The following is a 24,984-nucleotide window of genomic DNA, read 5'->3' on the forward strand; positions in this document are numbered from 1 at the left end:
GTGTCGGCGCGCCGCACTAGTCTGGAGCCGATGCCCACGCTCCACATTCCCTCCCTCAAGCCCGTCGTCGACCAGTTCGCCACGGCGCCCCGGATCTCCTCCCTGCTCGACACCGCGACCGCGCGTGGCACGAGCACGCTCGACGTCTCCGTGAGCGCCGGCGCGCGCCCGACCCTCATCGCCGCGGCGGTCGAGCGCCTGCGCGCCACCGCGCCCGACCGGCTGCCGCTGCTCGTGGTCACGGCGACGAGCCGCGAGGCCGAGGACCTCACGGCGGCACTCGGTTGCGTCCTCGACCCCGACGTCGTCGCCGACTTCCCCTCGTGGGAGACGCTCCCGCACGAGCGGCTCAGCCCCCGCTCCGACACCGTCGGCCGCCGGCTCGCGGTCCTGCGCCGGCTCGCCCACCCGACGACCGTCGACGAGGACGACGCCGCGCACGGACCGCTGTCGGTCGTCGTCGCACCCGTCCGCGCCGTCCTCCAGCCGATCGCCACCGGCCTCGGGGACCTCCAGCCCGTCGCCCTGCGCGCCGGCGAGGAGCACGACCCCGACGAGGTCGTCGAGGGTCTCGTCGCCGCCGCCTACAGCCGCACCGACCTCGTCGAGCGCCGCGGCGAGTTCGCGGTGCGTGGCGGCATCCTCGACGTCTTCCCGCCGACCGAGGAGCACCCCCTCCGCGTCGAGTTCTGGGGCGACACCGTCGAGGAGATCCGCTGGTTCAAGGTGGCCGACCAGCGCTCGCTCGAGGTCGCCGAGCACGGGCTCTGGGCCCCGCCGTGCCGTGAGGTCCTGCTCACCGATGCCGTGCGCGACCGCGCCGCCGCCCTCGCCGAGCAGCTGCCCGGCGCCGCTGACCTCCTCACCAAGCTCGCTGCCGGCATCGCCGTCGAGGGCATGGAGTCGCTCGCCCCGGCCCTCGTCGACGGCATGGAGTCGATGCTCGACAGCTTCCCCACAGGCTCGCCCGTGGTCACCTGCGACCCAGAGCGCGTCCGCACCCGCGCCCACGACCTCGTCGCCACGAGCCAGGAGTTCCTCGAGGCCGGCTGGGCCAACGCCGCCGCCGGCAACGCCGTGCCCATCGACCTCGAGCGCATCCTCGGCTCGGCGTCCTTCTGGACCGTCGCCGACCTGCGCGACCACGCCCGCGAGACCGAGCACCCGTGGTGGGACCTCACCCCGTTCGCCCTCGACACCGAGACTGCCGACACGACCGACGGCGACGTCGCGGAGACGGGCACCGAGGACGCCACGGCATACAGGGGTGACATCGAGGCGGCGGCCGCCGACCTGCGGCGCTGGACCGACGACGCCTGGCGCGTCCTCGTCGCCACCGACGGCCAAGGCTCGGCCAAGCGCATCGTCGAGGTGCTCGGCGAGGCCGAGGTGCCCGCGCGGCTGGACCCGAGCCTCGACGACCTCGAGCCCGGCGTCGTCCACGTGACCACCGCGCAGCTGGGCCGTGGGTTCGTCCACCCGGACGGCCGGCTCGTCGTCCTCACCGAGTCCGACCTCACCGGCACCCCCACGTCCGGTCCGTCGACCAAGGACATGCGGCGCATGCCGTCCCGTCGCCGCAACCAGGTCGACCCGCTGCAGCTCAAGCCGGGCGACTTCGTCGTCCACGAGCAGCACGGTGTGGGCCGGTTCGTCGAGATGATGCAGCGCACCGTCCAGGGGGCGACCCGCGAGTACCTCGTCATCGAGTACGCCGCGTCCAAGCGCGGCCAGCCGGGCGACCGGCTCTTCGTGCCGACCGACCAGCTCGACCAGGTGACCCGCTACGTCGGCGGCGAGCAGCCCACGCTCAACCGAATGGGTGGCTCGGACTGGAAGCAGACCAAGTCCAAGGCCCGCCGCTACGTCAAGCAGATCGCCGCCGAGCTCATCCAGCTCTACTCCGCGCGGATGGCGACGAAGGGGCACGCGTTCGCGCCCGACACCCCGTGGCAGCGCGAGCTCGAGGACGCCTTCGCCTACGTCGAGACCCCCGACCAGTTGAGCTCGATCGACGAGGTCAAGGCCGACATGGAGCGCGAGGTCCCGATGGACCGGCTGCTCGCCGGTGACGTCGGCTACGGCAAGACCGAGATCGCCGTGCGTGCCGCGTTCAAGGCGATCCAGGACGGCAAGCAGGTCGCCGTCCTCGTGCCGACGACGCTGCTCGTCCAGCAGCACCTCCAGACCTTCACCGAGCGCTACGCCCCCTACCCGGTGACGGTCAAGGCGCTGAGCCGGTTCATCTCCAAGAAGGAGTCCGACGCCGTCATCGAGGGGCTGGCCGACGGCACCGTCAACCTCGTCATCGGCACCCACCGCCTGCTCTCCGACTCGGTCAGCTTCAAGGACCTCGGCCTCGTCGTCGTGGACGAGGAGCAGCGCTTCGGCGTCGAGCACAAGGAGCAGCTCAAGTCGCTCCGCACGGCTGTCGACGTGCTCGCGATGTCCGCGACCCCGATCCCGCGCACGCTCGAGATGGCTGTGACCGGCATACGCGAGATGTCAACTCTCGCAACGCCTCCCGAGGAGCGGCACCCCGTCCTCACCTACGTCGGCGCCTACGAGGAGAAGCAGATCACCGCCGCGATCCGGCGCGAGCTGCTGCGCGAGGGGCAGGTCTTCTACATCCACAACAAGGTGTCGACGATCGAGCGGGCGGCCGCCCGCATCCGCGAGCTCGTGCCCGAGGCCCGGGTCGCGGTCGCGCACGGCAAGATGGGCGAGCACAAGCTCGAGCAGGTCGTCGTCGACTTCTGGGAGAAGCGCTTCGACGTCCTCGTCTGCACGACGATCGTCGAGACCGGCCTCGACATCTCCAACGCCAACACCCTCATCGTCGAGCGAGCCGATCGCCTCGGGCTCAGCCAGCTGCACCAGCTGCGCGGCCGCGTCGGGCGTGGTCGCGAGCGGGCCTACTCCTACTTCCTCTACCCACCCGAGGTGCCGCTCACCGAGACCGCGCACGACCGGCTTCAGACGATCGCGAGCCACACCGACCTCGGCGCCGGCATGCAGGTCGCGATGAAGGACCTCGAGATCCGCGGCGCCGGCAACCTCCTCGGCGGGGAGCAGTCCGGGCACATCGCCGGCGTCGGCTTCGACCTCTACGTCCGGCTCGTCGGCGAGGCCGTCGCGAGCTTCAAGGGCGACGTCGAGGAGGAGATCGGCGAGATCAAGATCGAGCTCCCCGTCGACGCCCACCTCCCGCACGACTACGTGCCGGGGGAGCGGCTGCGCCTCGAGGCCTACAGGAAGCTCGCCACCGTCGCCGACGAGTCCGCGCTCGCGGACATCGAGGCCGAGCTCGTCGACCGCTACGGCCAGCCGCCGGAGCCGGTGCGCAACCTCATCGAGGTCGCGCGCCTGCGCACGGTCGCGCGCGCCGCCGGCATCCGCGACATCTCGGTGCAGGGCAACACCGTCCGGTTCGGCCCGGTCGAGTTGCGCGAGAGCCAGGAGCTGCGTCTCCAGCGGCTCTACCCCGGCTCGATCGTCAAGCCGGCGCTCGGCACGGTGCTCGTGCCCAAGCCGATGACGGCGCGCATCGGCGGCCAGCCGCTGCGCAACAAGGACGTGCTCGAGTGGGCGGGTGCGGTCATCCGCAGCGTCGTCATGGACAATGTCGGGACAGCAGCCGCGGTGGCGACCGCCGGGACCAGCACCGGGTCCCGGGCCACCCGTTGACGAAGGGACACCCAGTGAAGGCCGTCAAGGCTCGCAGCACCGCCATCGCCCTCGCGGGCATGCTCGCCCTGTCCGCGTGCTCGGGCTCGACCTCGGCCGAGACCGCCGCGGTCGTCGACGGGCGCGTCATCACCGAGCAGGAGGTGCGCGAGGCGACCTCCCAGATCAACAAGGCGTTCAACCCGCAGCAGCCGCTCACCGCCGCGCAGACGCTCACGCTGCTCATCCGCGCCCCCTACATCAACGAGGCCGCGGCCGCCGCGGGTCGCGCCCAGAGCGAGTCCGCCGCCCGGGCCGCGCTCAAGGACTTCCCCGAGACGCCGGCCGACTCGACGGTCGAGATCCTCCAGGCCGAGGCGAGCCTCCAGCAGGTCGACGACGCCGGCCGCCAGGAGCTGACGAAGAAGTTCGCCGAGGCCGACATGAAGATCAACCCGCGCTACGGCCGCTTCGACCCGCAGCAGGCCGCGCTCGTCACGACGTCGCCCAACTGGCTCGTCCCTGCGCCGGCCGCGTCCGCGCCCGCCCAGCCGGCCCAGTGACGTCGTGGGGCGGCTGAGCCTCCTCGTCACGAGCCCGCGCGTCGCGCCGGGCCTCATGTCCCGCAGTGCCTGGTATGCCGTGGAGTCGGCGTCCGCGCGCCTGTGCCGCGACCTGTCGGAGCCGGTCGTCGAGGCCGTCGCCGAGTCGGGCCTGACGGTCGAGGCGGTCGGTGACGTCATGGAGCCGCCGGCGCTCGCCCGGCTCCTCGTCGACCGCGCGGTCGACACCGACGTCGTGTGGCTCGGCTCGGCCGACGCCGACCCGGGGCTCACCGACGCCATCGCCTCCGAGGTGTCCCGGCTCGAGACGCCGCCCGAGGTCGAGATGGTCGTCGCCTCGTGGGACGTGCCCGGGTCCCGGCTGCTCGACGCCGTCGCCGTCATGGACCGGCTGCGCTCGCCCGGCGGCTGCCCGTGGGATGCCAAGCAGACGCACGAGTCGCTCGCGAAGTACCTCACCGAGGAGGCCGCCGAGACGGTCGAGGCCATCGAGTCGGGTGACCGGCGGCACCTCGCCGAGGAGCTCGGCGACGTGCTGCTCCAGGTGCTCTTCCACGCCCGGGTGGCCGAGGACGCGACCGACGAGGCCGACATCTTCGACATCGACGACGTCGCCGGCGGCCTCGTCGCCAAGCTCGTCCGGCGCCACCCGCACGTCTTCGCCGACGGCGACGCCTCGACGCCCGAAGAGGTCGAGGAGGCGTGGGCCCGCATCAAGGCCGAGGAGAAGGCTGCGAAGTCCAGCGGCTGAGCCGTCCGCGTGGGACCCTTGGCCGTCGCGCCCGAGGAGGACCCGTTGAGCCAGCAGCCGCACCGCCCGCTCCCGCCGGGCCCGCCGCACCCGCCGTACCCCGGCGGGTATGCCGCCCCGTATGCCGTCCCGCCGCCCTACGGGTACGCAAACCCGCCGGCGCACACCCCGCGGTCGTCGGGGTTCAACCCGTGGGCTGCCGGCGCCATCGGTGTCGCCGTCGGGATGCTCCTCTCCTTCCTCGGCATGACCCTGCTGCCGATGCTCGTCTTCGGGCTGGCCTTCGGGGGCTTCGGGGGCTTCGGGACCTTCGAGGAGGGGTTCTCGGGTCCGCCGCCCGGGCGCGTGGTGGTCGCGGCCGACGGCAGCGTGAGTGGTGAGGCGCTCGCCGAGGCCCTCGAGGACGAGAACGACTACTACTACGAGGACGTCTCCTGCCCCTCCACGACCCGGGTGGCCACCGACGTCACGACGATCTGCCGGGCCAACGACGGCGTCGACGACCTGCGCGTCGTCGTCGTCTTCGAGGGTGACGAAGGGCGCTTCCGGACCGCCGACCTCTGGTGACCCGACGGCATACGGGCTGGTCTCAGCTCGAGCAGACCCGCTGGTGGGCGCGGTCCGGCAGGTAGGTGCGCCACTCCACCTCGGTGAGGTCACGACCGGAGGCCCGGCACGCGGCGGCCACCCATGACTCGGGGTCGAGCTGCCACCGGAGCACCGAGCCGTCACTGCTTGCGAAGAGGAGGTGGGAGCCGTCCTTCGAGAAGGCGGGATCGCCCTCACCGGGCACCCCGACCGTGCCGCTGTAGGCGCCGGTGCGACCGTCCCAGTGGCTGAGGCGCCCTTCGTTCGCGCTCGCGACGAGGGACCCGTCGTCGCTCCACGTGGTGAAGAAGTAGCCGACGAGCCCGGCCTGCGCCGGGTCGGGCGGGGAGATCCACGTCATGGTGCCCGCGTCGAGGAGTCCGACACCGTCGGGCCCGCAGTCGACGATCGCGCGGCTCCCGTCGGGGGAGGGATAGATGTTGACGATGGTGTGGCCGAGGTCGGGGATCGGCCGGACGGTCCCGTTCGAGTAGTCGACGACCTTGTCCGGGAGCCACACGGTCTCGTCCCCGGCGGCGACGAAGTTCCACACGTCGTCGGCCTCCGCCTCGCCGTCCTCCTCGTCGTGGACGACGATCGGTTCACGGGTCGGTTCGAGGGTGGCCGAGTCCAGCACGTGGAGACGACCTTCCGTCGTGCCGACGAGCAGCCGCAGCCCGTCGAGGCTGAAGTAGGTGGCTGCTGCGCCCTCCACGGAGGGGGCCGGGACGAACCGTCTCTCGGCGAGCATGCGGCTCGTGGTGGCATCCCACAGGCGCACCCACGGGTCGCCGTAGCTCGTACTGAGGACGGTGCCGTCCGGGTGCCAGCTGAGGTCGTCGTAGCCTCCCTGGGAGCGTTCCGGCGTGACGACCGGGCCCAACGTGCCAGTGGCCACGTCACGCACGCGGAAGGACGCGCCGGCATCCGTGGTGTAGGCGACCCGGCGCAGGTCGGGGGAGAGCGCGAGCCACGAGTCGCGCCACCCGAGGGGTTCGCCCGGCAGCGTGGCGAGGAAGCGCCGAGTGCCCGCGAGGTCCCATCGTTGGATGAGCCCGCCGACGGTCTTGGTGTAGAGCGCGGTCCCGTCCGCGTTGAACGCGGCATCCTCGAGGTCGCCGTCCTGGGAGAGGAGCTCGACCGGCTGGCTCGTGGAGAGGTCCCAGACCACGAGCTGCTCGCCGGTCGACGCGAGCCGGGTCCCGTCCGGTGAGAAGGTCAGCGCCTGGACCGGCGCCTGTCTGGTGAGGCGCGACCGAGGCGTCAGGGTGGCCGTGTCCACGAGGACCACCTCGGGGCCGGCCCCCACGGCGAGGGTCCTTCCGTCCGGGCTCAGCGCCAGGACGTCGTCCAGCTGGCTCGCCCCGAGGTCGGCGGGGCTCAGGGTGCGGCGGGCGCTGCCGTCGGGAAGGTTCGTGACGAGGAGCTGTCCCTTGGCGCCCGGTACGAGGTCCAGCCCGTAGGCGCCCGAGTAGAGGGTGCGTCCGTCCGGGCTGAGGGTCGGGGCGCTGCCGACCCAGCCCAGTCCCAGCTGCGCGACGGGCTTCTGCGGGGAACGAAGATCCCAGACGAAGGTCTGGGTGCGCCCGTCTTCGGGCATGTGGACCAGCGATGCCGCGAACCATCGGCTGGACGGCGAGAAGCCGAGGTACCAGCGCCCGGGGAAGCCCAGGTCGAGGACCTGGTAGCTCGGCGGGATCCCACCGAGCTGGACGGCGGACCTGTCGCCGTTGCGGTCGAGGAGGACGACGGGTAATCGGCCGTCGCCCAGGAGGTCGCCGGCGATCGTGGCCGCATACCCGTCACCGTCGGGTCGGGCGAGCACCGACCCACCCACCGGGACCGGCCCCGCCGGGCTCCTCCTCCGCAGGGTCTGGCCGTCATAGAGCTCGAGCCCGACGCCGTCCGCTGCCATGACGGCGACCTGGTGCGTGGCGATGTTGACGGTGAGGTGGAGGACCCGAGCGGCGCTGCGGGCGTTGCGCACGAGTGCTGGTGCCCGGTCGAGGGTGGCGAGCAGGCTGTTGCGTGTCTCCGTGGAGTCGTCGAGCCTCACCCCGGCAGCGGCGAGGAGAAGCGAGCGGTCCAGCTCGTCGGACCTCAGGGCCTCGGCTCCGAGACGGCGGGCGTCGGCGACGAGGGCCTGGCGGTCGGCTCGTCGGGCGGCGGTCAGGGCCAGGGTGCCGGCGACGACGGCCACGGCCAGCATGGCTGCGACGGCACCCAGCCCGAGCCGCAACCTCCGGTTGAGGCGCCGTTCGCGACGCACCTGCACCTGCGTCGCGCGCTCCTCCTTCTCGGCGAGAGCCGCCGAGGCCTCGAGGAAGTCCTGCTCCTCCGGTGTGAGCGACGGGTGGGCTCGTGCACGCCACTCGGCCGCGCGCGCCTGCCGGGTGCCTCGGTACAGCTCGCTGTCGGGCCGGCCGAGCTCGTCCCAGCTGTCGGCCGCAACGCTGAGGTGGCGCATGATGCGCAGGCCCTCGACGTCCTCGTCGAGCCACGACCGCAGCCGCGGCCACGCCACGGCGAGCGACTCGTGCGCGATCTCGACGGTGTCCCCGTCGCTCGCCAGGAGACGGGCGTCGAGAAGGACCTCGACGAGGCGGGCATGGTCGTCGTCCGCGGTCACCGCCCGTCGTGGAACCCGTGCCGGCACCGGGGCGCCGCCCTCGTCAGGTGCGACGAGGCGCAGCATCAGCTCGCGCAGCAGCGTCCTCTGGCCGGGGTCGAGACCACGGAAGACGTTCTCCGCCGACTGGGCCACGGCCTCGCGGACCCCGCCCGTCGCCGCGTAGCTCGCGACGGTGAGCGTCGACCCCTCCCGGTGCTCCCACGTCTTCCGCAGCACGTGGGAGAGGAGCGGCAGGGCGGCGGGCTCGCCCCCGACCTCCCGCAGGAGGAGGTCGACGAGGCCCGGCTCGAGCCGCAGACCCGCCTGGGCGGCGGGACCCTCGATGGCGCGCCTGAGGTCGTCCTCGGACATGGGTCCGAGGAGCAGGAGACCGGTCTCGACGAGGCGCGCGAACTCCGGGTGCGTGGACAGCTCGCCGAGGCGGTCCGCCCGCATCGAGACGACGAGCAGCCCCCTGCCCGCCTCCGCGAAGTCCACGAGTCGCTCGAAGAAGGCGGTGCGCCCGGGAGCCGTCGGGTCGAGAGCCAGCGCCTCCTCGCACTGGTCCACGACGAGCACGTCGGTCGGGCGGAGGTCGAGCTCTGTGAGCGCGCGGTCCGGACGGGGACCGGGAGTGACGACGTGCACCCGCCGGCCGTCGCGCCGCAGGGCGGCAGCCACCCCAGCACGCGCGAGCGACGACTTGCCGCTGCCCGACGGGCCGATGACGGTGAGGACACCGTGGGTGTCCAGCCGGCGCAGGCACGACGCGATCTCGGCGTCCCGCCCGAAGAACGTGTGCGCGTCGTCGATGTCGTAGGACACCAGCCCCAGGTAGGGACAGGCGACCGGACCGGCGGGCGGTGGGGTCGACGACGCAAGGCCGGGGTCCTGCCGCAGGATCGCCTCCTCGAGGACGGTCAGCTCCTCGCCTGGATCGAGGCCGAGCTCGTTGACGAGCATCTGTCGTGCGCGGTGGAGGGTGTGCAGGGCATCGGCCTGGCGGCCGGCGCGGTACTGCGCGAGGGCGAGCAGCGCCCACCGGTGCTCCCGCATCGGCTGCTCGGCGACGAGCCGCGGGGCCACCGCCAGGACGTCCTCGTGCCGACCGGCTCGCAGGTTCGACTCGGCGTGCAGGTCCTCGGCGTCGCGCCAGAGCTCGAGGAGGCGCTCGGACTCGGCCAGTCCGGGCTCCCAGTCGCGCAGCTCCTCGAAGGGCTCGCCACGCCACAGCTCCTTGGCCCGCCCCATGACGAAGAGCGCCCGGTCCGGCTCGCCGTCGGCGAGGAGCACGCGAGCGCGGCCGAGCAGGTCCTCGAACTGGACGTGGTCCAGGTCGTCCCGGTGCACCCGGAGCCGGTAGCCGTGACCGGCCGTCTGGATCGCCTCGGCCCCGAGCACCTTGCGAAGCCGCACGATGCACCCCTGCACGACCTTGTGCCACGTGTCGGGCAGGTCGTCGCCCCACAGCACCTCGGCGAGGGTGTCCACGCTCACCTCCGTGCCCGGGCGCGAGGTCAGGGCGAGGAGCACCATCCGGTCGCGGGGGCTGAGCGTCGTCCTGCCCTCGTCGACCTGCAGCGATCCCAGCACTGCGATGCGCATGAGTCGAGGGTCTTGCCGCCGACACCGCGGGTCAATAGCCCTGATACCCGCCTGATACCGCGCCGGTGACCACCCGGAACCAGCCCGTGGGACAACGGAGTCCGGACACCCCGTCCACCCCCACCACCGGTCACGAAAGGACCACGTCATGTCGCACACGACCAGCATCCGCCGGGCACTCACCGTCGCCGGAGCCACCGGCATCCTCGCCTTCTCGGTCGCCGGCCCCGCCACTGCCCGCCCCGACCCCGGCAACGGTGCGCAGTCCGAGTGGAGCTGCCAGACCGACTGTTACGAGGGCGGCACGACCCCCACGCGCATCTCGGCGCCGGGCCCCCTCGACGACAACGCGCTCGAGGTCATCCAGCTCGGCGCCGGCGTCCTCGCCGGTCTCACGCTCGCGGGAGCCGGGGCGGCCGTCATCTCACGCCGCAACCACGCTCACGCCGCCCACCCGGCGTGACGGTTCGTCGCACCACCCGCCGAAGGGGCCCGGTCCGCAGGGGACCGAGCCCCTTCCGTATGCCGTCCCCACCAGCGGCGTATGCCGTCCCGCCCGGCCCCGGGTACCGTCCCGCCGCCGTGCGCCCGTCGCCAAGGCGCCCCATGGCCAGAAGGCGGCGGACGGCATACGTGTGCTTGCTTGGAACTACAAGTAGTGCTTAAATGTGCAATATGAGGCTGACACCGCAGGAGCAGGCGATCCTCGCCGAGCTGCGCGTCGACCCGCTGCTCGACGCCGCGGCCCTCGCCGAGCGGCTGGGCACGACGCGCGCGTCCGTGTCTGTTGCCCTGTCCAACCTCACTCGCAAGGGCGCGATCCTCGGCCGGGGCTACCTCGTGCGGAGCGAGGCGGGGGTGGTCGTCGTCGGTGGTGCCGTGATGGACGTCAAGGCGCGGTCGAACGCCGCGCTGGACCGGGCCACCAGCAACCCCGGCCAGGTGACGACGAACCCCGGCGGCGTCGGACGCAACATCGCCGAGAACCTCGCCCGCCTCGGCACCTCGACGCACCTCGTCGCCGCCGTCGGTGCCGACACGTTCGGCGACGAGCTCCTCGCCCACGCGCGGGCCGCGGGCGTCCGGCTCGACCACGTCGTCGTGGGTCCCCGGCCGACCGGCACCTACCTCGCCGTCCTCGACTCCGACGGCGACCTCTCGGTGGCCGTGTCCGACATGAGCGCCACCGACAGCCTCACCGTCGCCGACATCGAGCCGGCCCGCTCGCTCGTGCAGCACTGCGACCTCCTCGTCGTCGACGGCAACATCCCGCTCGACGTCGCGACGTGGCTCTGCTCGGTCGCCGGCGCGAGCGACGTGCCCGTCGTCGTCGAGCCGGTGTCGGTGGTCAAGGCAGGTCGGCTCCGGACGCTCTTCACCCCCGACCGCCCAGTCCTCGCGGTGACGCCCAACATCGCCGAGCTCGCCGCGCTCGTCGACCACGAGGTCGCCGACACCGTGCCGGCGATCACCCGCGCGGCCGCCGAGCTCCACGACCGCGGAGTGACGCACGTCTGGGTCCGCCGGGGAGCGCGCGGAAGCCTCCTCTCGTCGGCACCCCTTTCCAACGACGGGTCCACGGGACGCCCCGTCGTGAGCTCCGACCCGGTCGTCAGCACCGCCGTCGTCGACGTCACCGGCGCCGGCGACTCGATGACCGCCGGCTTCGTCCACGCCCTCCTGCGCGATGACGACCCCGTCGCCGCCGCGGCCTTCGGCCAGGCCACTGCCGCCCTCACGACCGAGTCCGTCCACACCGTCCGCCCCGACCTCACCAGCGCGCTCGTCACCGGGCGCCTCTCGTCACCAGCCACGTCATCCGTCACGTCACAAGGAACCCGATGAGCGCCAGCCCCACCACCCCCCACCCCGCCCTCGCCCTCGCCCCCGAGGTCGCCGAGGCCCTCGCCGCCGGCCGCCCGGTCGTCGCGCTCGAGTCGACGATCATCAGCCACGGCATGCCCTACCCCCGCAACGTCGGGATGGCCCGTGAGGTCGAGCAGATCGTCCGCGACGGCGGCGCCACGCCCGCGACCATCGCCGTCCTCGAGGGCGTCGCCCGCATCGGCCTGTCCACCGACGAGCTCGAGCTCCTCGCGACCGACGAGAACGTCGTCAAGGTGAGCATCCGCGACCTGCCCCACGTCATGGCGACCAAGGGCCACGGCGCCACGACGGTCGCGAGCACGATGCGCCTCGCCGCGCTGGCCGGCATACGCGTCTTCGTCACGGGCGGTCTCGGTGGCGTGCACCGTGGCGCCGAGGACTCGATGGACGTCTCGGCCGACCTCACCGAGCTCAGCCTCACCGACGTCGCCGTCGTCTCGGCTGGCGTGAAGTCGATCCTCGACATCGGCCGCACCCTCGAGGTCCTCGAGACCCTCGGCGTGCCGGTCGTCACGGTGGGCTCCGACGAGTTCCCGTCGTTCTACTCGCGCTCGTCGGGCTTCTCCTCGCCGATGCGCAGCGACAGCGTCGACGAGCTCGCCGAGATGATGCGGGTCAAGTGGGACCTCGGGCTGCGCGGCGGCATCGCCGTGACCAACCCCGTGCCCGCCGAGGACGAGATGACGCCCGGCGAGATCTCGGCGCTCATCGACCGCGCGGTCGCCGAGTGCGACGAGCGCGGCATCACCGGCAAGGACATCACCCCCTTCCTCCTCGGACGCATCGTCGAGCTCTCCAACGGCCGCAGCCTCGACACCAACATCGCGCTCGTCCGCCACAACGCCCGCCTCGGCGCCGCCCTCGCCGTGGCCTTCGCCACCCCCTGACCCGGGCCCCGGATCTGCGTCGTCGCAGCGAGCGGCGCAGACCGGGGTCGGGGGCGCAGGCATGCGAGCGCCCCCGGTCACGTTCTGTGCCGCTGGTCGCCGGATCCGTCCCACGGGAGCGGGTATGCCGTCATGTGAGTCGGTCGGTCGGGGCACTTGCCGCACGGGCTAGGCTCGGGCCCAGACCTGACCCCCGTCCCCGCACCACCCCAGGAGCAGCAGTGGCCAGCATCGACGCCGTCGGAGCACGCGAGATCCTCGACTCGCGAGGCAACCCCACCGTCGAGGTCGAGGTCGCCCTCGACGACGGCACCATCACCCGCGCGGCGGTGCCCAGCGGCGCCTCCACCGGCGCCTTCGAGGCCGTCGAGCGCCGTGACGGCGACAAGAACCGCTACCTCGGCAAGGGTGTCGAGAAGGCCGTCGACGCCGTCATCGACGAGCTCGGCCCCAAGCTCCTCGGCTTCGAGGCCCACGACCAGCGCCTCATCGACGCCGAGATGCTCGCCATCGACGGGTCCAAGAACAAGGAGAAGGTCGGCGCCAACGCCATCCTCGGTGTGAGCCTCGCCGTCGCGAAGGCCGCCGCTGAGTCGGCCGGCCTCCCGCTCTTCCGCTACCTCGGCGGCCCCAACGCCCGGGTCCTGCCCGTGCCGATGCTCAACATCCTCAACGGTGGCTCCCACGCCGACTCCAACGTCGACATCCAGGAGTTCATGATCGCGCCGATCGGCGCCGAGACCTTCCGCGAGGCCCTGCGCTGGGGCGCCGAGGTCTACCACGCGCTCAAGGCCGTGCTCAAGGAGAAGGGCCTGTCGACCGGGCTCGGCGACGAGGGCGGCTTCGCCCCCAACCTCGAGAGCAACCGTGCCGCGCTCGACCTCATCCTCGAGGCCATCGAGAAGGCCGGCTACACCCCCGGCGAGCAGATCGCCCTCGCGCTCGACGTCGCGGCCAGCGAGTTCTACGACGAGGCCGACGGTGGCAGCTACTCCTTTGAGGGCGGCAAGAAGTCGGCCACCGAGATGGTCGACTACTACGCCGAGCTCGTCGACGCCTACCCGCTCGTCTCCATCGAGGACCCGCTCAACGAGGACGACTGGGACGGCTGGAAGGCCATGACCGACCGCCTCGGCGCCAGGGTCCAGCTCGTGGGCGACGACCTCTTCGTCACCAACCCCGAGCGCCTCGCCCGCGGCATCGAGACCGGCACCGCCAACGCCCTCCTCGTCAAGGTCAACCAGATCGGCTCGCTCACCGAGACCCTCGACGCCGTCGAGATGGCCCAGCGCGCCGGCTTCCGCTGCATGATGAGCCACCGCTCGGGCGAGACCGAGGACACGACGATCGCCGACCTCGCCGTCGCCACCAACTGCGGCCAGATCAAGACCGGCGCCCCGGCCCGCTCCGAGCGCGTCGCCAAGTACAACCAGCTCCTGCGCATCGAGGAGGAGCTCGACGACGCCGCGGAGTATGCCGGCGCCGCCGCCTTCCCGCGCTTCACCGCCGCGACGAAGGCCTGAGGCGGGAGCGCAGCGCATGGCACGCGGGAGCGGTCGCGGACCCGGCTCGTCACCTCGACGGCCGGTGTCCTCACGACCCTCCGCGCGCGCCCGCGCCACCCGCTCCGGCGACAGCGGACGCAAGGTCGCCGAGGCCGCGGCGGCGAGCTGGCGCGGACGCCTCACCAAGGCGCGGGGCAACCGCCGCACCGTGCGCAGGGTGGCGCTCGGCGTCGTCGTCCTCTTCCTCGTCGTCCTCGTCGCGCCGACGCTGCGTGCCTACCTCCAGCAGCGCTCCGACATCGACGCCATGCGCGACAAGGTCAGTCAGCAGCGGCTCACGGTCGAGGAGCTCCAGGCCGAGCAGGCCCGGTGGGAGGACCGGGCCTACGTCGAGCAGCAGGCGCGCACCCGCCTGAAGTTCGTCAAGGTCGGCGAGAAGTCCTACACGGTCATCGACCCCGAGATCAAGGACACGACCGGCTCGATCGCGCACGGCTCGGACTCCTCCGAGCCGTGGTACGACACGGTCTGGGCCTCGATGCAGGCGGCCGACGTCCCGTCCAACCGACGATGAGCGCCACCCCCGACCCGTCCTCGGTCGCCCAGGAGGACCTCGACGCCGTCGAGCGCCAGCTCGGTCGCGTCCCGCGTGGCGTCGTCGAGGTCTCGCACCGTTGCCCCTGCGGCGAGCCCGACGTCCTGCGCACGCTGCCGCGCCTCCCGGACGGCACGCCGTTCCCGACGTCGTTCTATGCCACGTGCCCACGCCTCACCGGTGCGATCAGCACGCTGGAGTCGCAGGGCGTCATGCGCGACATGACCGAGCGCCTCGCCGAGGACGCCGAGCTCGCCGAGCGCTATGCCGCCGCCCACGACGACTACCTCGCGCGTCGTGGCGAGCTCGGACAGGTCGACGAGATCGACGGCATCAGCGCCGGCGGCATGCCCGACCGCGTCAAGTGCCTCCACGTCCTCGTCGCCCACTCGCTCTCCGTCGGCGAGGGCGTCAACCCGCTGGGCGACGAGGCCCTCGCGATGCTCCCCGACTGGTGGGCCACCCACCCGTGCACCGAGCTCGCCGGGGACACCGAGCAGTGACCCGGGTCGGCGCCGTCGACTGCGGCACGAACTCGATCCGCCTCCTCGTCGCCGACGTCGACGAGAGCGGCGCCCTCACCGACGTCGTGCGCCGCACCGAGGTCGTCCGGCTCGGCTACGGCGTCGACCGCACCGGTGTCATCGACGTCGGTGCCATGGAGCGCACGCTGAGGCAGACGAGCGAGTATGCCGTCCAGTGCCGTGAGCACTCCGTCGAACGTGTGCGCTTCGTCGCCACGTCTGCCTCGCGCGATGCGCGCAACGCCTCGGACTTCGTGGCAGGTGTCGAGCAGGCCTTCGCCGCAACAGGATTCGACGTCTCACCCGAGGTCGTGAGCGGTGACGTCGAGGCCGACCTGTCCTTCACCGGAGCCACCGGCGACCTCGTCGCCGGCGGGGTCGCCGGCCCCTACCTCGTCGTCGACCTCGGTGGCGGGTCCACCGAGCTCGTGCGCGGCACCGACCACGTCGAGGCGGCCCGCTCGGTCGACGTCGGCTGCGTCCGCATCTTCGAGCGGCACCTGCGCAGCGACCCGCCCACCGACGCCGAGATCGCCGCGGCGACCCGCGACGTCGCCGCTGCCCTCGACCGCGCCGAGGAGGTCGTCGACCTCGCGGGCATCGCCACCGTCGTCGGACTGGCCGGCAGCATCACGACGGTCACGGCCCACGCACTGCGGCTCACGGCATACGAGCCGGAGCGGATCCACCTCGCCACCCTGTCGCCGGCAGCGCACCGCGAGGCCTCGCAAGGCCTGCTCCACATGACGACGGCGGACCGCGCGGCGCTCGGCTTCATGCACCCCGGTCGCGTCGACGTCATCGGCGCCGGTGCGCTGGTCTGGCACGACGTGCTCGGGCGCGTCCTCGAGCGGTCGCCGGACGCCCAGGTCGTCACCTCCGAGCACGACATCCTCGACGGGATCGCGCTCAGCTGCTCCCGGTGAGGTCCACGTCGGGCGTCGTGTCGGCGGTGTAGGACGCGAACCCGTTCCACAGCACCGCCATGACGACCTCGACGGCCATCTCGAGGGTGATCTCCGGATGGCGCAACCGCCACGCCGCGACCCGTTCGTTGGTCGCGATCATGATCTCGGCCATCGCCTCGCGGTAGGGCAGGGGGTAGGCCGCGATCTGCGGGATGTCGCCGAAGCGGTCGGCGATGTCGCGGGCCTGCGCCTGACGGATCTGCTCGATGTCCTGGCCGGCGACGACCGCGACCGCCGACTCCTGCATGTAGACCTTGAAGCTGCCGCGCCGGCGCTCGAAGAACTCCATGAAGGACCTCACGCCCGCGCGGAAGTAGTCCTCGACGGGGGAGTGCGGCGGGATGGCGTCGAGCGCCTCCTTCGTCGACGTCAGCAGGTCCTCGCGGGCGCGGGCGACGACCTTGACGAGGAGGTTCTCCTTGGAGCCGAAGTGGTCGTAGATGACGGGCTTGGTGATGCCCGCCTTCGCGGCGACGAGCTCCATCGTCGTTTCCTGGTAGCCGTGCTCGGCGAAGACCGCCTCCGCGACGTCGAGGAGCTGGCGCTCGCGCTCCTCGCGCTTCATCCGCGGGGCGCGAGGTGTCCCCTTGGCCGGGCCGCGGCGGCGAGCGGGAGGAGTCGTCGGGCTGTCCGTGGAGGTCATGCGGCGAAACGTCCGATCTGGATGCTGCGTGGGAGTCCTCCGAGCCTACCGAAGGTCACCGGGACGCTCCGCCGGTTCGCGTTCTGGGGACAACGACGCGCGCATCGGTGGTGTGGTTGGCGCACTAATGCGGATTGCGTAGTACTGTGCATCGTGCGCCATCAGGGCGATGGTGCCGGGAAGCAGGGAGGTGGCTGGCGACATGGACGCCACACAGCTCGTCAAGGGGGTGCTCGACCTCGCGGTCCTCGCCGTCGTCGCCCATGAGGACGGCTACGGCTACGACGTCGTGCGCCGGCTTCGTGCCGCCGGCCTCGAGGACGTCGGCGACGCATCGGTCTACGGGACCCTGCGACGGCTCTACAGCGCGGGGGCGCTCACCTCCTACGTCGTGCCGAGCGACGAAGGGCCGCACCGCAAGTACTACGGGATCAACGCGCAGGGCCGCGAGGCCCTCGCCAGCCAGGGCAAGACGTGGGCCGCCTTCGCGCAGACGATGGCCGGCCTCCTCGACGAGGCAGGAGTGAAGGCATGAACGACACCGTGTCGATGGCGACGGGGCCCGCGGCGGCCGAGGTCCGCGACTACGTCGCCCGCGTGCGAGCGGCGCTGGCCGACCTCCCCGTCGAGGACGTCGAGGAGTTCACCACCGGCATGGAGGCGGACCTCGCGGAGCGCCTCGCCGAACCCGAGGAGGGCACGCTGCGAGACCGCCTCGGCGACCCGGAGGCGTATGCCGCAGAGCTGCGTGCCGCCGCCGGCCTGCCTCCACGGGTGGTCGCGGTGGAGCCGAGGACGTCCGCGGGGGAGCGCATCTCGGTCCAGTGGGTTCGGTTCAGCGACCAGGTGCTCAGGGCCGCGCCGTGGCTGAGCGACCTGCGACCGGTGTGGTGGTTCGTCCGCGGCTTCGCGCTCGCCGCCCTTCCCGCGGTCCTCGTCGGCGGCAGCATCGTGGTGCTCGGGGCGTTCGGCGCGGTCGTGTCGGTGACCCTCGGGCTGCTCGCGCGCCACGGCCACCTCACGGGGAGCTGGGTCGGTCCGGTGCGGGTCGTCGGCAACGTCCTAGCCCTGCTGCTCCTGCCCGTCGCGTTGCTGCTGCTCGTCGACACCGGCTCGTCCTCCGAGCCCGCCTACGAGGACGACGCGTCGTTCTCCGGCCCGGGGCTGACCAGCGACGGTGAGCAGGTGACCAACATCTACGCCTACGACGAGACCGGGCGCCGCATCGACACGGTGCGGCTGCTCGACCAGGACGGGCGCCCGCTCGAGGTGAGCGAGGACTTCGCCTACGCGCTCCCCGACAGCCAGGAGCTCGACTCCCTGCGCGACACGCGGACGGGCGAGCTGATGGTCCCGCGCGACGTGTTCCCGCTGCGCTGGGACGACCGCACCGGGTGGGAGGGCATGGGCCTGGGCGAGTGGCAGCCGCCGCTGGCGATCGCGCCCTTGCCCGGTCCGGTCCCGGCCGTCCCGAACGACGGGTCGCCGACCCCAACGCCCACCTCGTCGCCCACCTCGTCGCCCACGCCGTCACCGACGGCACCGCAGACGTCGCCGAGCACAGGGGTCTCGGCGACACCCACCCCGACGCCGAGCGCGTCGCGGTGAGTGCCTGCGTCCGCAGCCCGGCCGCAGGGGTGGCCAGGGTTGCGGACGCAGGCGAGGGGCGAGGCATACAGTGAGCGCGCCCCCGTGGCCCAACTGGCAGAGGCAGGCGACTTAAAATCGCTCCGGGTGCGGGTTCGACTCCCGTCGGGGGCACTCGCAGGCTCGTCCCCCCGTCAGGACCCGCCGTCGGGGGCACTCGCAGGCTCGTCCCCCCGTCAGGACCCGCCGTCGGGGGCACTCGCAGGCTCGTCCCCCCGTCAGGACCCGCCGTCGGGGGCACTCGCAGGCTCGTCCCCCCGTCAGGACCCGCCGTCGGGGGCACTCGCAGGCTCGTCCCCCCGTCAGGACCCGCCGTCGGGGGCACTCGCAGGCTCGTCCCCCCGTCAGGACCCGCCGTCGGGGGCACTTGGGACCCGTCTGCAGCGCCTGGTGTCGGAGATCCGGGTCCTTCGCCCGTTGCATGACCCCGGATCCCCGACACCCCGGCGCGTGGCCCACTCGCGATCGTTGCCCACAGGTGACCGTGCCGCGGGAACCCCACGGGCCTCTGCACGGTTGAATGGTCAGACGACGCCGCGGATCGCCACGGCGCCAGACCAATGGAGGACACGATGGCCAGCAACCCGGCCTTCAACCGACTCGAGAAGGACGCCCAGTCCGGCTACGCCGGGTTCGGGGGCCGTGGGGCCAACCCCGGCAACGTCTCCTACGCGCAGCAGGGCGCCACCGACACGTGGGGCTCCCAGCAGCAGCTCCAGGACATGTACAACTCGCCGTCCGCGGGCCCGGTCGACACCGGCCGCGTGACGATGGACGACGTCATCATGAAGACGTTGGGCCTCTTCGCCCTCGTCCTCGGCTTCGGCGCCGTGGGCTGGTACATCTCGGCCACCAGCCCCGGGCTCGGCTACCTCGTGTGGATGGGCGGCATGATCGGCACGCTCATCCTCGGGCTCGTCATCGCCTTCAAGAAGACGCTCAGCGTGCCGCTCATCGTCACGTACGCCGCAGTCGAGGGGCTCTTCGTCGGCGCCGTCAGCGAGTTCTTCAACTCCTACCCCGGGTGGGAGGGGGTCGTCCCCCAGGCCGTCCTCGCGACGGTGGCCACGTTCGCAGGCATGTTCCTCGCCTACAAGAGCGGGCTCATCAAGGTCACCGCGAAGTTCCGCCGGATCGTCACGATGATGATCTTCGGCTACGTCATCTTCGCCGTCGTCAACTTCATCTTCGCCATGGTGACCGACACGATGTTCGGTTTCGGCGGCAGTGGCGCCCTCGGCATCGGCATCTCGCTCTTCGCCGTCGGTCTGGCCGCCGTCTCGCTCGCGCTCGACTTCGACATGATCGACCGCGCCATCGCCACCGGCGCCCCGCAGAAGTACAGCTGGCTCCTCGCGCACGGTCTCATCGTCACCGTCGTGTGGCTCTACATCGAGTTCCTGCGCCTCTTCGCCCGCATGCGTGAGTGACTCCTCACGACGATGCACCGTCTTCCCGATGACGTGAGCCGGGAGCTCGAGCGCGTGGTCCGTCGGTGGCGTGAGCTGCCCGCGGACCGCGCGCTCGCCGCGTCCGGGGCCGTGCGCGAGGTCGTCCAGGACCTCGCCGACGCCACCGCCGGTGCTCCGGTGCCCGAGCTGGGGCCCGCCGTGCTCATCGACCAGCTGCGTGTGCTCGTGTGGGACGCGGCGTCAGCGGGCGTTCCCGAGCTCGCCGACCGCCTCGCCGACCTCCGGCGCGCTCTTCCCTGACCCGGTCGACGCGGGCTCGGCGTCGTCCGGACGCGGGTTGCGCGCCGACGGTACGGCGTCAGGGCGCCGTCGCAGCAGCACGGCCCAGCGACCGCGCGGACCGCGCGCCTGCCCGCCGACCTCGGTCGGCGCCACCTCGGTGCCGGCGTCCTTGACGGCCTGACCGGCCGCCACCGCCACGGGCCCGACTCCCTCGCCGCGTCGGGCCTCGGGAGCACGGTCGGCCGTGTCGTGGCCCCACACCCCGAGCGCCGCGCAGACCGACGGCAGCAGGGCTGCGGCCGCCCTCGCGTAGCCCGCGGGAGAGGGGTGGAACCTGTCCTCGCTGAACATCTCGCGGGGCGAGGCGGCGAACTCCTTGCCGAGCAGGTCGCCGAGCGAGACGGTGCGACCGCCGGCCTCGACGACCGCGATCGTCTGGGCGGCGGCCAGGTCGCGGCTCCAGCGGCGGGCCAGCAGCCGCAGCGGCTGCGCGAGCGGCTCGATCGTCCCGAGGTCGGGACAGGTCCCGACGACGACCTCGCTGCCGAGGGCGCGGATGCGGCGCACCGTGAGCTCGAGGTGGCGCACGGCCGTCGCCCGGTCGATGCGGTGGGTGACGTCGTTGGCGCCGACCATGATGACGACGACGTCGGGCGTGACCGACTCGAGCCCCTGCGCGAGCTGGCGCTCGAGGTCGCTCGACTCGGCGCCGACGACGGCGCAGTTCGTGAGGTGCACCCGCCGGCCCATGAGGGCGCTCACGCCGCTGGCGACGATCCCACCGACGGTCTCGTGCGGGTGCCGCGCCCCCATGCCCGCCGCGCTCGAGTCCCCGAGCACGAGGATCTCGATCGGCTCACCGGGACCGGCGCCGTAGGTGCCGTCGTCGTCCGGGGACGTGTCGAACGGCCTGCCGACGATGCGGCGGGCGAGCATCGCCTCGCCCTTGATGACGGCGTAGCCCACGGCTCCGAGGGCAGCGCTGGCCGCAGCGAGGCCACCACCCCCGTATGCCGCAGTGGATGCGATCTTGCGTGCTCGCCGTGCGCGTCCCATGACCGTCCGCTCGCCCTCCTTCGACTGTCCGTCAACGCTAACCGACGGGTACGACGCAGGCGGGAGGACCCGGCATACCGGGGCCTGTTCGTCACCGTCCGGCATCGCGGCGCGGGGATGGGAGGATGGGGGCATGAAGTATGCCGAGCACATCGTCGACCTCGTGGGCAACACCCCGCTCGTGAAGCTGAACTCCGTCACCGACGGCATCGCCGCGACGGTCCTGGCCAAGGTCGAGTACATGAACCCCGGCGGCTCCGTGAAGGACCGCATCGCCCTCAAGATGGTCGAGGCCGCGGAGGCCTCCGGCGAGCTCAAGCCCGGCGGCACGATCGTCGAGCCGACGAGCGGCAACACCGGCGTCGGCCTCGCGCTCGTCGCCCAGCGCAAGGGCTACAAGTGCATCTTCGTGTGCCCCGACAAGGTGAGCGAGGACAAGCGCAACGTCCTCAAGGCCTACGGCGCCGAGGTCGTCGTGTGCCCGACCGCCGTCGCCCCCGACCACCCCGACTCCTACTACGAGACCTCCGACCGGCTCGTCCGCGAGACGCCCGGTGCGTGGAAGCCCAACCAGTACGCCAACCAGAACGGCCCCGCGTCGCACTACGAGACGACCGGCCCCGAGATCTGGCGCGACACCGACGGCGAGCTCACCCACTTCGTCGCCGGCGTCGGCACCGGAGGCACGATCACCGGCACCGGCCGCTACCTGCGCGAGCAGAGCGAGGACCGCGAGGGCGGCCGCGTCGAGATCATCGGCGCCGACCCCGAGGGCTCGGTCTACTCCGGCGGCACCGGCCGCCCCTACCTCGTCGAGGGCGTCGGTGAGGACTTCTGGCCGACCGCCTACGACCCCGCGGTCGTCGACCGGATCGTCGCCGTCTCGGACGCCGACTCCTTCGCCATGACCCGTCGCCTCGCCCGTGAGGAGGGCCTGCTCGTCGGCGGTTCCTGCGGCATGGCCGTCGTCGCCGCGCTCGAGGTCGCCAAGGACCTGCCCGCGGAGGCGACCGTCGTCGTCCTCCTGCCGGACTCCGGCCGTGGCTACATGTCGAAGATCTTCAGCGACGACTGGATGAGCTCCTACGGCTTCATGGACTCCGACGTCGACGCGACCGTCGGCACGGTGCTGCGCGCCAAGACCGGCGACCTGCCGGCCCTGGTCCACACGCACCCCAACGAGACGATCCGCGACGCCATCGAGATCCTGCGCGAGTACGGCGTCTCGCAGATGCCCGTCGTCAAGGCCGAGCCGCCCGTCATGACCGGTGAGGTCGCCGGCTCGGTGAGCGAGCGCGAGCTGCTCGAGCTGCTCTTCGTCGGCAAGGCCACGCTCCACGACTCCGTCGAGAAGCACATGGGCAAGGGCCTGCCGCTCGTCGGCGCCGGCGAGCCCGTCGCCACCGCGCGCCACGAGCTCGAGACCAACGACGCCCTCCTCGTCATCGACGACGGCAAGCCGGTCGGCGTCCTCACCCGGGCCGACCTCCTGGGTCACCTCGTCGACTGACGTCACGGCCCAGCCACGTCGCAAGGCGGGGTATGCCGGGAGCGCGAGCACCCGGCATACCCCGCCTTTCGTCTGTCCGCACGCCAAGGAAAGTCTGGTTACCGGTTGCCAAGTTGTGCTTGACAAGTCATAGTGATTTGTCAAGTGACCCCGGCAAGGAGGCCTGACCCATGGCGAGCACCGCGACCGTCCCGACCGGCTCGACGCAGCAGTGGCGCGACCCCAAGCGGCACCTCTGGCTCATCGGGCTCGTCGTCCCCTCGCTCGCCTTCGTGGGCATGGGCGGCTGGATGCTCACCGGGTGGTCGGTGTGGTTCTGGCTCGGCCCGATCGTCGTCCTCGGCATCGTGCCCGCGATCGACCTCTTCGCCGGGCTCGACCGGTCGAACCCGCCCGACGACGTCATCGAGGCGCTCGAGAAGGACCGCTACTACCGGTGGATCACCTACCTCTACCTGCCGATCCAGTACGCCGGGTTCGTGGGCGCCATGTGGGTCGTCTCGGGAGCGAGCCCGTTTGCCCTCGGCCTGTCGGAGAAGGTCGGGCTCGCGGTCTCGATCGGCTGCATCGGCGGCATCGGCATCAACACCGCGCACGAGCTCGGCCACAAGCGGGAGCAGAACGAGCGCTGGCTGAGCAAGGTCGCGCTCGCACAGAGCTTCTACGGGCACTTCTACATCGAGCACAACCGCGGCCACCACGTCCGCGTCGCCACGCCCGAGGACCCCGCGTCGAGCCGGGTGGGTGAGAGCTTCTACGCGTTCTGGCCGCGCACGGTCTGGGGCTCGCTGCGCAGCGCGTGGCGGCTCGAGGCTCGACGGATCGGTCGCCGCAGGCAGCACCCGTTCCGGCTGTCGAACGACGTCCTCAACGCCTGGCTCATGTCGGCCGTGCTGTGGACGGGGCTCGTGCTGTGGCTCGGCGTCGGGATCGTTCCCTTCCTCGTCATCCAGGCGCTCGTCGGCATCTCGCTGCTCGAGGTCGTCAACTACATGGAGCACTACGGGATGCTCCGGCAGAAGGTCGGGGTGGGGGACCGGCGGCGCTACGAGCGCGTCGACCCGTCGCACTCGTGGAACTCCAACAACATCGCGACCAACGTCCTGCTCTACCACCTGCAGCGGCACAGCGACCACCACGCGAACCCGACCCGCCGCTACCAGACCCTGCGCGACTACGAGGAGTCCCCGGTGCTGCCGACCGGGTATGCCGGGATGATCCTCCTCGCGCTCCTCCCGCCGCTCTGGCGTCGGGTCATGGATCCTCGCGTCCTCGCCCACATGGGCGGCGACATGAGCCGGGCCAACATCCAGCCGGGCAGGCGGGCGCGGGTGCTGGCGGCCTACCCGCCTCCGGGTGCGGGTCGCCGAGGGTTTGCGGAGGCCGGCGACCGCGGCGCCTCGGGCACGCCCACCGCGGGCGACGAGGTGCTCGCCGCGAGCTGCCCCGGCTGCGGCTACACCTACGACGTCGTCACGGGCGAGGAGCGCGAGGGCTTCGCGGCCGGCACGTCGTGGGCGCAGATCCCCGACGACTGGTGCTGCCCCGACTGCGGGGTGCGCGAGAAGGTCGACTTCGTCGCGGTGGACCCGCGGGCAGCCTGAGGGAGCGGGCGTGGGCGGCATGATGGGCACCGTGAGCACCCGGCCGACGACCTCGCTGCGCGAGCGCATCATCGAGGCCGCCTCCGAGCTCACCGTCGAGGGCGGGTGGTCGAGCGTGACGATGGGCCGTCTCGCCGAACGCGTGGGGGTGAGCCGCCAGACCGTCTACACCGAGGTGGGCGGCAAGACCGACCTCGCCGAGTCGCTCGTGCTCTGGGAGCTCGGGCACTTCCTCGAGGCCGTCAACACCGGGTTCGACGCCCACCCCGACGACCTCGTCGCGGCTGCGCGCGAGGCGGTCCGGCGGGTCCTGGAACGCGCCGCCGTCAACCCGCTGCTGCGCGCCGCCGTCTCGGCTGGCCAGGGCGCCGACACCGGTCTGCTGCCGCTGCTCACGACCGACTCGGCCTCGCTCTCCGGCGCTGCGGCGGTCGTCCTCGAGCTGCGGCTGGGGGAGTACGACCACGGCATCGACCCGCAGCGCCTCGGTGGTCTCGTCGACACGATCGTGCGCCTCGTCGTCAGCCATGTCATCCGGCCGACGGGCACGCCGGAGGAGTCGGCCGAGCTCGTCGCCTGGATCGTCGGCCGCGTGCTGGAGCCCCGCGCCTGAGGAGTGCTGCGGCCCGCGAGGCTCGTGACCGCCGACCGGATGCGCTGTGAGCGCGGGTCCCATGCTC

21 protein-coding genes and 1 tRNA gene are annotated in these 24,984 nt (G+C 72.2%); 19 read left to right on the forward strand and 3 right to left on the reverse strand.

Going from position 1 to position 24,984, the window contains the following annotated elements; translation table 11 throughout:
- Positions 1-30 precede the first annotated feature (30 nt).
- The 4 genes from mfd to ACOJV7_RS11440 are packed head-to-tail and all read left to right on the forward strand — an operon-like array spanning position 31 to position 5,547.
- Positions 31-3,687: a transcription-repair coupling factor gene (gene mfd, locus ACOJV7_RS11425; RefSeq protein ID WP_420190267.1), complete on the forward strand. Its 3,657-nt coding sequence runs from the start codon at positions 31-33 to the stop codon at positions 3,685-3,687.
- Between the two features lie 14 nt (positions 3,688-3,701).
- Positions 3,702-4,229, forward strand: a complete 528-nt coding sequence (locus ACOJV7_RS11430) for a hypothetical protein (RefSeq protein WP_420190268.1) — start codon at positions 3,702-3,704, stop codon at positions 4,227-4,229.
- 4 nt (positions 4,230-4,233) lie between these two features.
- Positions 4,234-4,980, forward strand: a complete 747-nt coding sequence (locus tag ACOJV7_RS11435) for a MazG nucleotide pyrophosphohydrolase domain-containing protein (protein WP_420190270.1) — start codon at positions 4,234-4,236, stop codon at positions 4,978-4,980.
- A gap of 45 nt (positions 4,981-5,025) precedes the next feature.
- Positions 5,026-5,547 carry a hypothetical protein gene (locus tag ACOJV7_RS11440; protein WP_420190271.1) on the forward strand — a complete coding sequence of 174 codons (522 nt, stop codon included), beginning with the start codon at positions 5,026-5,028 and terminating at the stop codon, positions 5,545-5,547.
- Positions 5,548-5,569: 22 nt separating this feature from the next.
- On the opposite strand, the gene ACOJV7_RS11445 is transcribed toward ACOJV7_RS11440, so the two are convergent.
- Positions 5,570-9,784 carry an nSTAND1 domain-containing NTPase gene (locus ACOJV7_RS11445; RefSeq protein WP_420190272.1) on the reverse strand — a complete coding sequence of 1,405 codons (4,215 nt, stop codon included), beginning with the start codon at positions 9,782-9,784 and terminating at the stop codon, positions 5,570-5,572.
- A 148-nt stretch (positions 9,785-9,932) separates the two neighbouring features.
- On the opposite strand from ACOJV7_RS11445, the gene ACOJV7_RS11450 reads away from it, so the two are divergent.
- From ACOJV7_RS11450 to ACOJV7_RS11480, 7 genes are all read left to right on the forward strand, one after another.
- Entirely contained in the window at positions 9,933-10,247 is a 315-nt protein-coding gene (locus ACOJV7_RS11450; RefSeq protein WP_420190273.1) for a hypothetical protein, read from the forward strand.
- Positions 10,248-10,459: 212 nt separating this feature from the next.
- The gene (locus tag ACOJV7_RS11455) at positions 10,460-11,629 is read left to right on the forward strand and encodes a PfkB family carbohydrate kinase (protein WP_420190274.1); all 1,170 of its coding nucleotides are present in this window, start codon (positions 10,460-10,462) and stop codon (positions 11,627-11,629) included.
- On the forward strand, positions 11,626-12,558 hold the full coding sequence (locus ACOJV7_RS11460; protein ID WP_420190275.1) for a pseudouridine-5'-phosphate glycosidase: 933 nt from the start codon (positions 11,626-11,628) through the stop codon (positions 12,556-12,558). The genes ACOJV7_RS11455 and ACOJV7_RS11460 overlap by 4 nt, the downstream gene beginning before the upstream one ends.
- 221 nt (positions 12,559-12,779) lie before the next feature.
- Positions 12,780-14,081 carry a phosphopyruvate hydratase gene (eno, locus tag ACOJV7_RS11465; RefSeq protein WP_420190276.1) on the forward strand — a complete coding sequence of 434 codons (1,302 nt, stop codon included), beginning with the start codon at positions 12,780-12,782 and terminating at the stop codon, positions 14,079-14,081.
- Between the two features lie 64 nt (positions 14,082-14,145).
- The gene (locus ACOJV7_RS11470) at positions 14,146-14,637 is read left to right on the forward strand and encodes an FtsB family cell division protein (protein ID WP_420190277.1); all 492 of its coding nucleotides are present in this window, start codon (positions 14,146-14,148) and stop codon (positions 14,635-14,637) included.
- Positions 14,634-15,161 (forward strand): DUF501 domain-containing protein, encoded by a 528-nt coding sequence (locus ACOJV7_RS11475; RefSeq protein WP_420190278.1) that lies wholly within the window; start codon positions 14,634-14,636, stop codon positions 15,159-15,161. The genes ACOJV7_RS11470 and ACOJV7_RS11475 overlap by 4 nt, the downstream gene beginning before the upstream one ends.
- On the forward strand, positions 15,158-16,108 hold the full coding sequence (locus ACOJV7_RS11480; protein WP_420190279.1) for a Ppx/GppA phosphatase family protein: 951 nt from the start codon (positions 15,158-15,160) through the stop codon (positions 16,106-16,108). The genes ACOJV7_RS11475 and ACOJV7_RS11480 overlap by 4 nt, the downstream gene beginning before the upstream one ends.
- On the opposite strand, the gene ACOJV7_RS11485 is transcribed toward ACOJV7_RS11480, so the two are convergent.
- Positions 16,092-16,793: a TetR/AcrR family transcriptional regulator gene (locus ACOJV7_RS11485; protein ID WP_420190280.1), complete on the reverse strand. Its 702-nt coding sequence runs from the start codon at positions 16,791-16,793 to the stop codon at positions 16,092-16,094. The genes ACOJV7_RS11480 and ACOJV7_RS11485 overlap by 17 nt on opposite strands.
- Positions 16,794-16,995: 202 nt before the next feature.
- On the opposite strand from ACOJV7_RS11485, the gene ACOJV7_RS11490 reads away from it, so the two are divergent.
- The 5 genes from ACOJV7_RS11490 to ACOJV7_RS11510 all read left to right on the forward strand — a co-directional run bounded on the left by ACOJV7_RS11490 (position 16,996) and on the right by ACOJV7_RS11510 (position 20,152).
- Positions 16,996-17,328, forward strand: a complete 333-nt coding sequence (locus ACOJV7_RS11490) for a PadR family transcriptional regulator (RefSeq protein WP_420190281.1) — start codon at positions 16,996-16,998, stop codon at positions 17,326-17,328.
- Positions 17,325-18,401, forward strand: coding sequence for an HAAS signaling domain-containing protein (locus ACOJV7_RS11495; RefSeq protein ID WP_420190282.1), 1,077 nt, complete (start codon positions 17,325-17,327; stop codon positions 18,399-18,401). Before ACOJV7_RS11490 ends, ACOJV7_RS11495 begins: the two co-directional genes overlap by 4 nt.
- 78 nt (positions 18,402-18,479) lie before the next feature.
- Positions 18,480-18,554: transfer RNA gene (locus ACOJV7_RS11500), tRNA-Leu, on the forward strand.
- Positions 18,555-19,012: 458 nt separating this feature from the next.
- On the forward strand, positions 19,013-19,870 hold the full coding sequence (locus ACOJV7_RS11505; protein ID WP_420190283.1) for a Bax inhibitor-1/YccA family protein: 858 nt from the start codon (positions 19,013-19,015) through the stop codon (positions 19,868-19,870).
- Positions 19,871-19,903: 33 nt separating this feature from the next.
- Positions 19,904-20,152 carry a hypothetical protein gene (locus ACOJV7_RS11510; RefSeq protein ID WP_420190284.1) on the forward strand — a complete coding sequence of 83 codons (249 nt, stop codon included), beginning with the start codon at positions 19,904-19,906 and terminating at the stop codon, positions 20,150-20,152.
- Here ACOJV7_RS11510 and ACOJV7_RS11515 read toward each other — a convergent pair.
- On the reverse strand, positions 20,093-21,190 hold the full coding sequence (locus ACOJV7_RS11515) for an SGNH/GDSL hydrolase family protein (RefSeq protein WP_420190285.1): 1,098 nt from the start codon (positions 21,188-21,190) through the stop codon (positions 20,093-20,095). The genes ACOJV7_RS11510 and ACOJV7_RS11515 overlap by 60 nt on opposite strands.
- A 133-nt stretch (positions 21,191-21,323) precedes the next feature.
- On the opposite strand from ACOJV7_RS11515, the gene ACOJV7_RS11520 reads away from it, so the two are divergent.
- From ACOJV7_RS11520 to ACOJV7_RS11530, 3 genes are all read left to right on the forward strand, one after another.
- Positions 21,324-22,700: a cystathionine beta-synthase gene (locus tag ACOJV7_RS11520; protein WP_420190286.1), complete on the forward strand. Its 1,377-nt coding sequence runs from the start codon at positions 21,324-21,326 to the stop codon at positions 22,698-22,700.
- 170 nt (positions 22,701-22,870) lie between these two features.
- Entirely contained in the window at positions 22,871-24,304 is a 1,434-nt protein-coding gene (locus ACOJV7_RS11525; protein ID WP_420190288.1) for a fatty acid desaturase, read from the forward strand.
- Positions 24,305-24,335: 31 nt separating this feature from the next.
- Complete coding sequence (locus ACOJV7_RS11530; protein WP_420190289.1) at positions 24,336-24,917, forward strand: TetR/AcrR family transcriptional regulator; 582 nt, start codon at positions 24,336-24,338, stop codon at positions 24,915-24,917.
- The last annotated feature ends 67 nt before the right edge of the window (positions 24,918-24,984 follow it).

The sequence above is a fragment of the Knoellia tibetensis genome (assembly GCF_048606415.1).
Taxonomy (GTDB): domain Bacteria; phylum Actinomycetota; class Actinomycetes; order Actinomycetales; family Dermatophilaceae; genus Knoellia; species Knoellia tibetensis.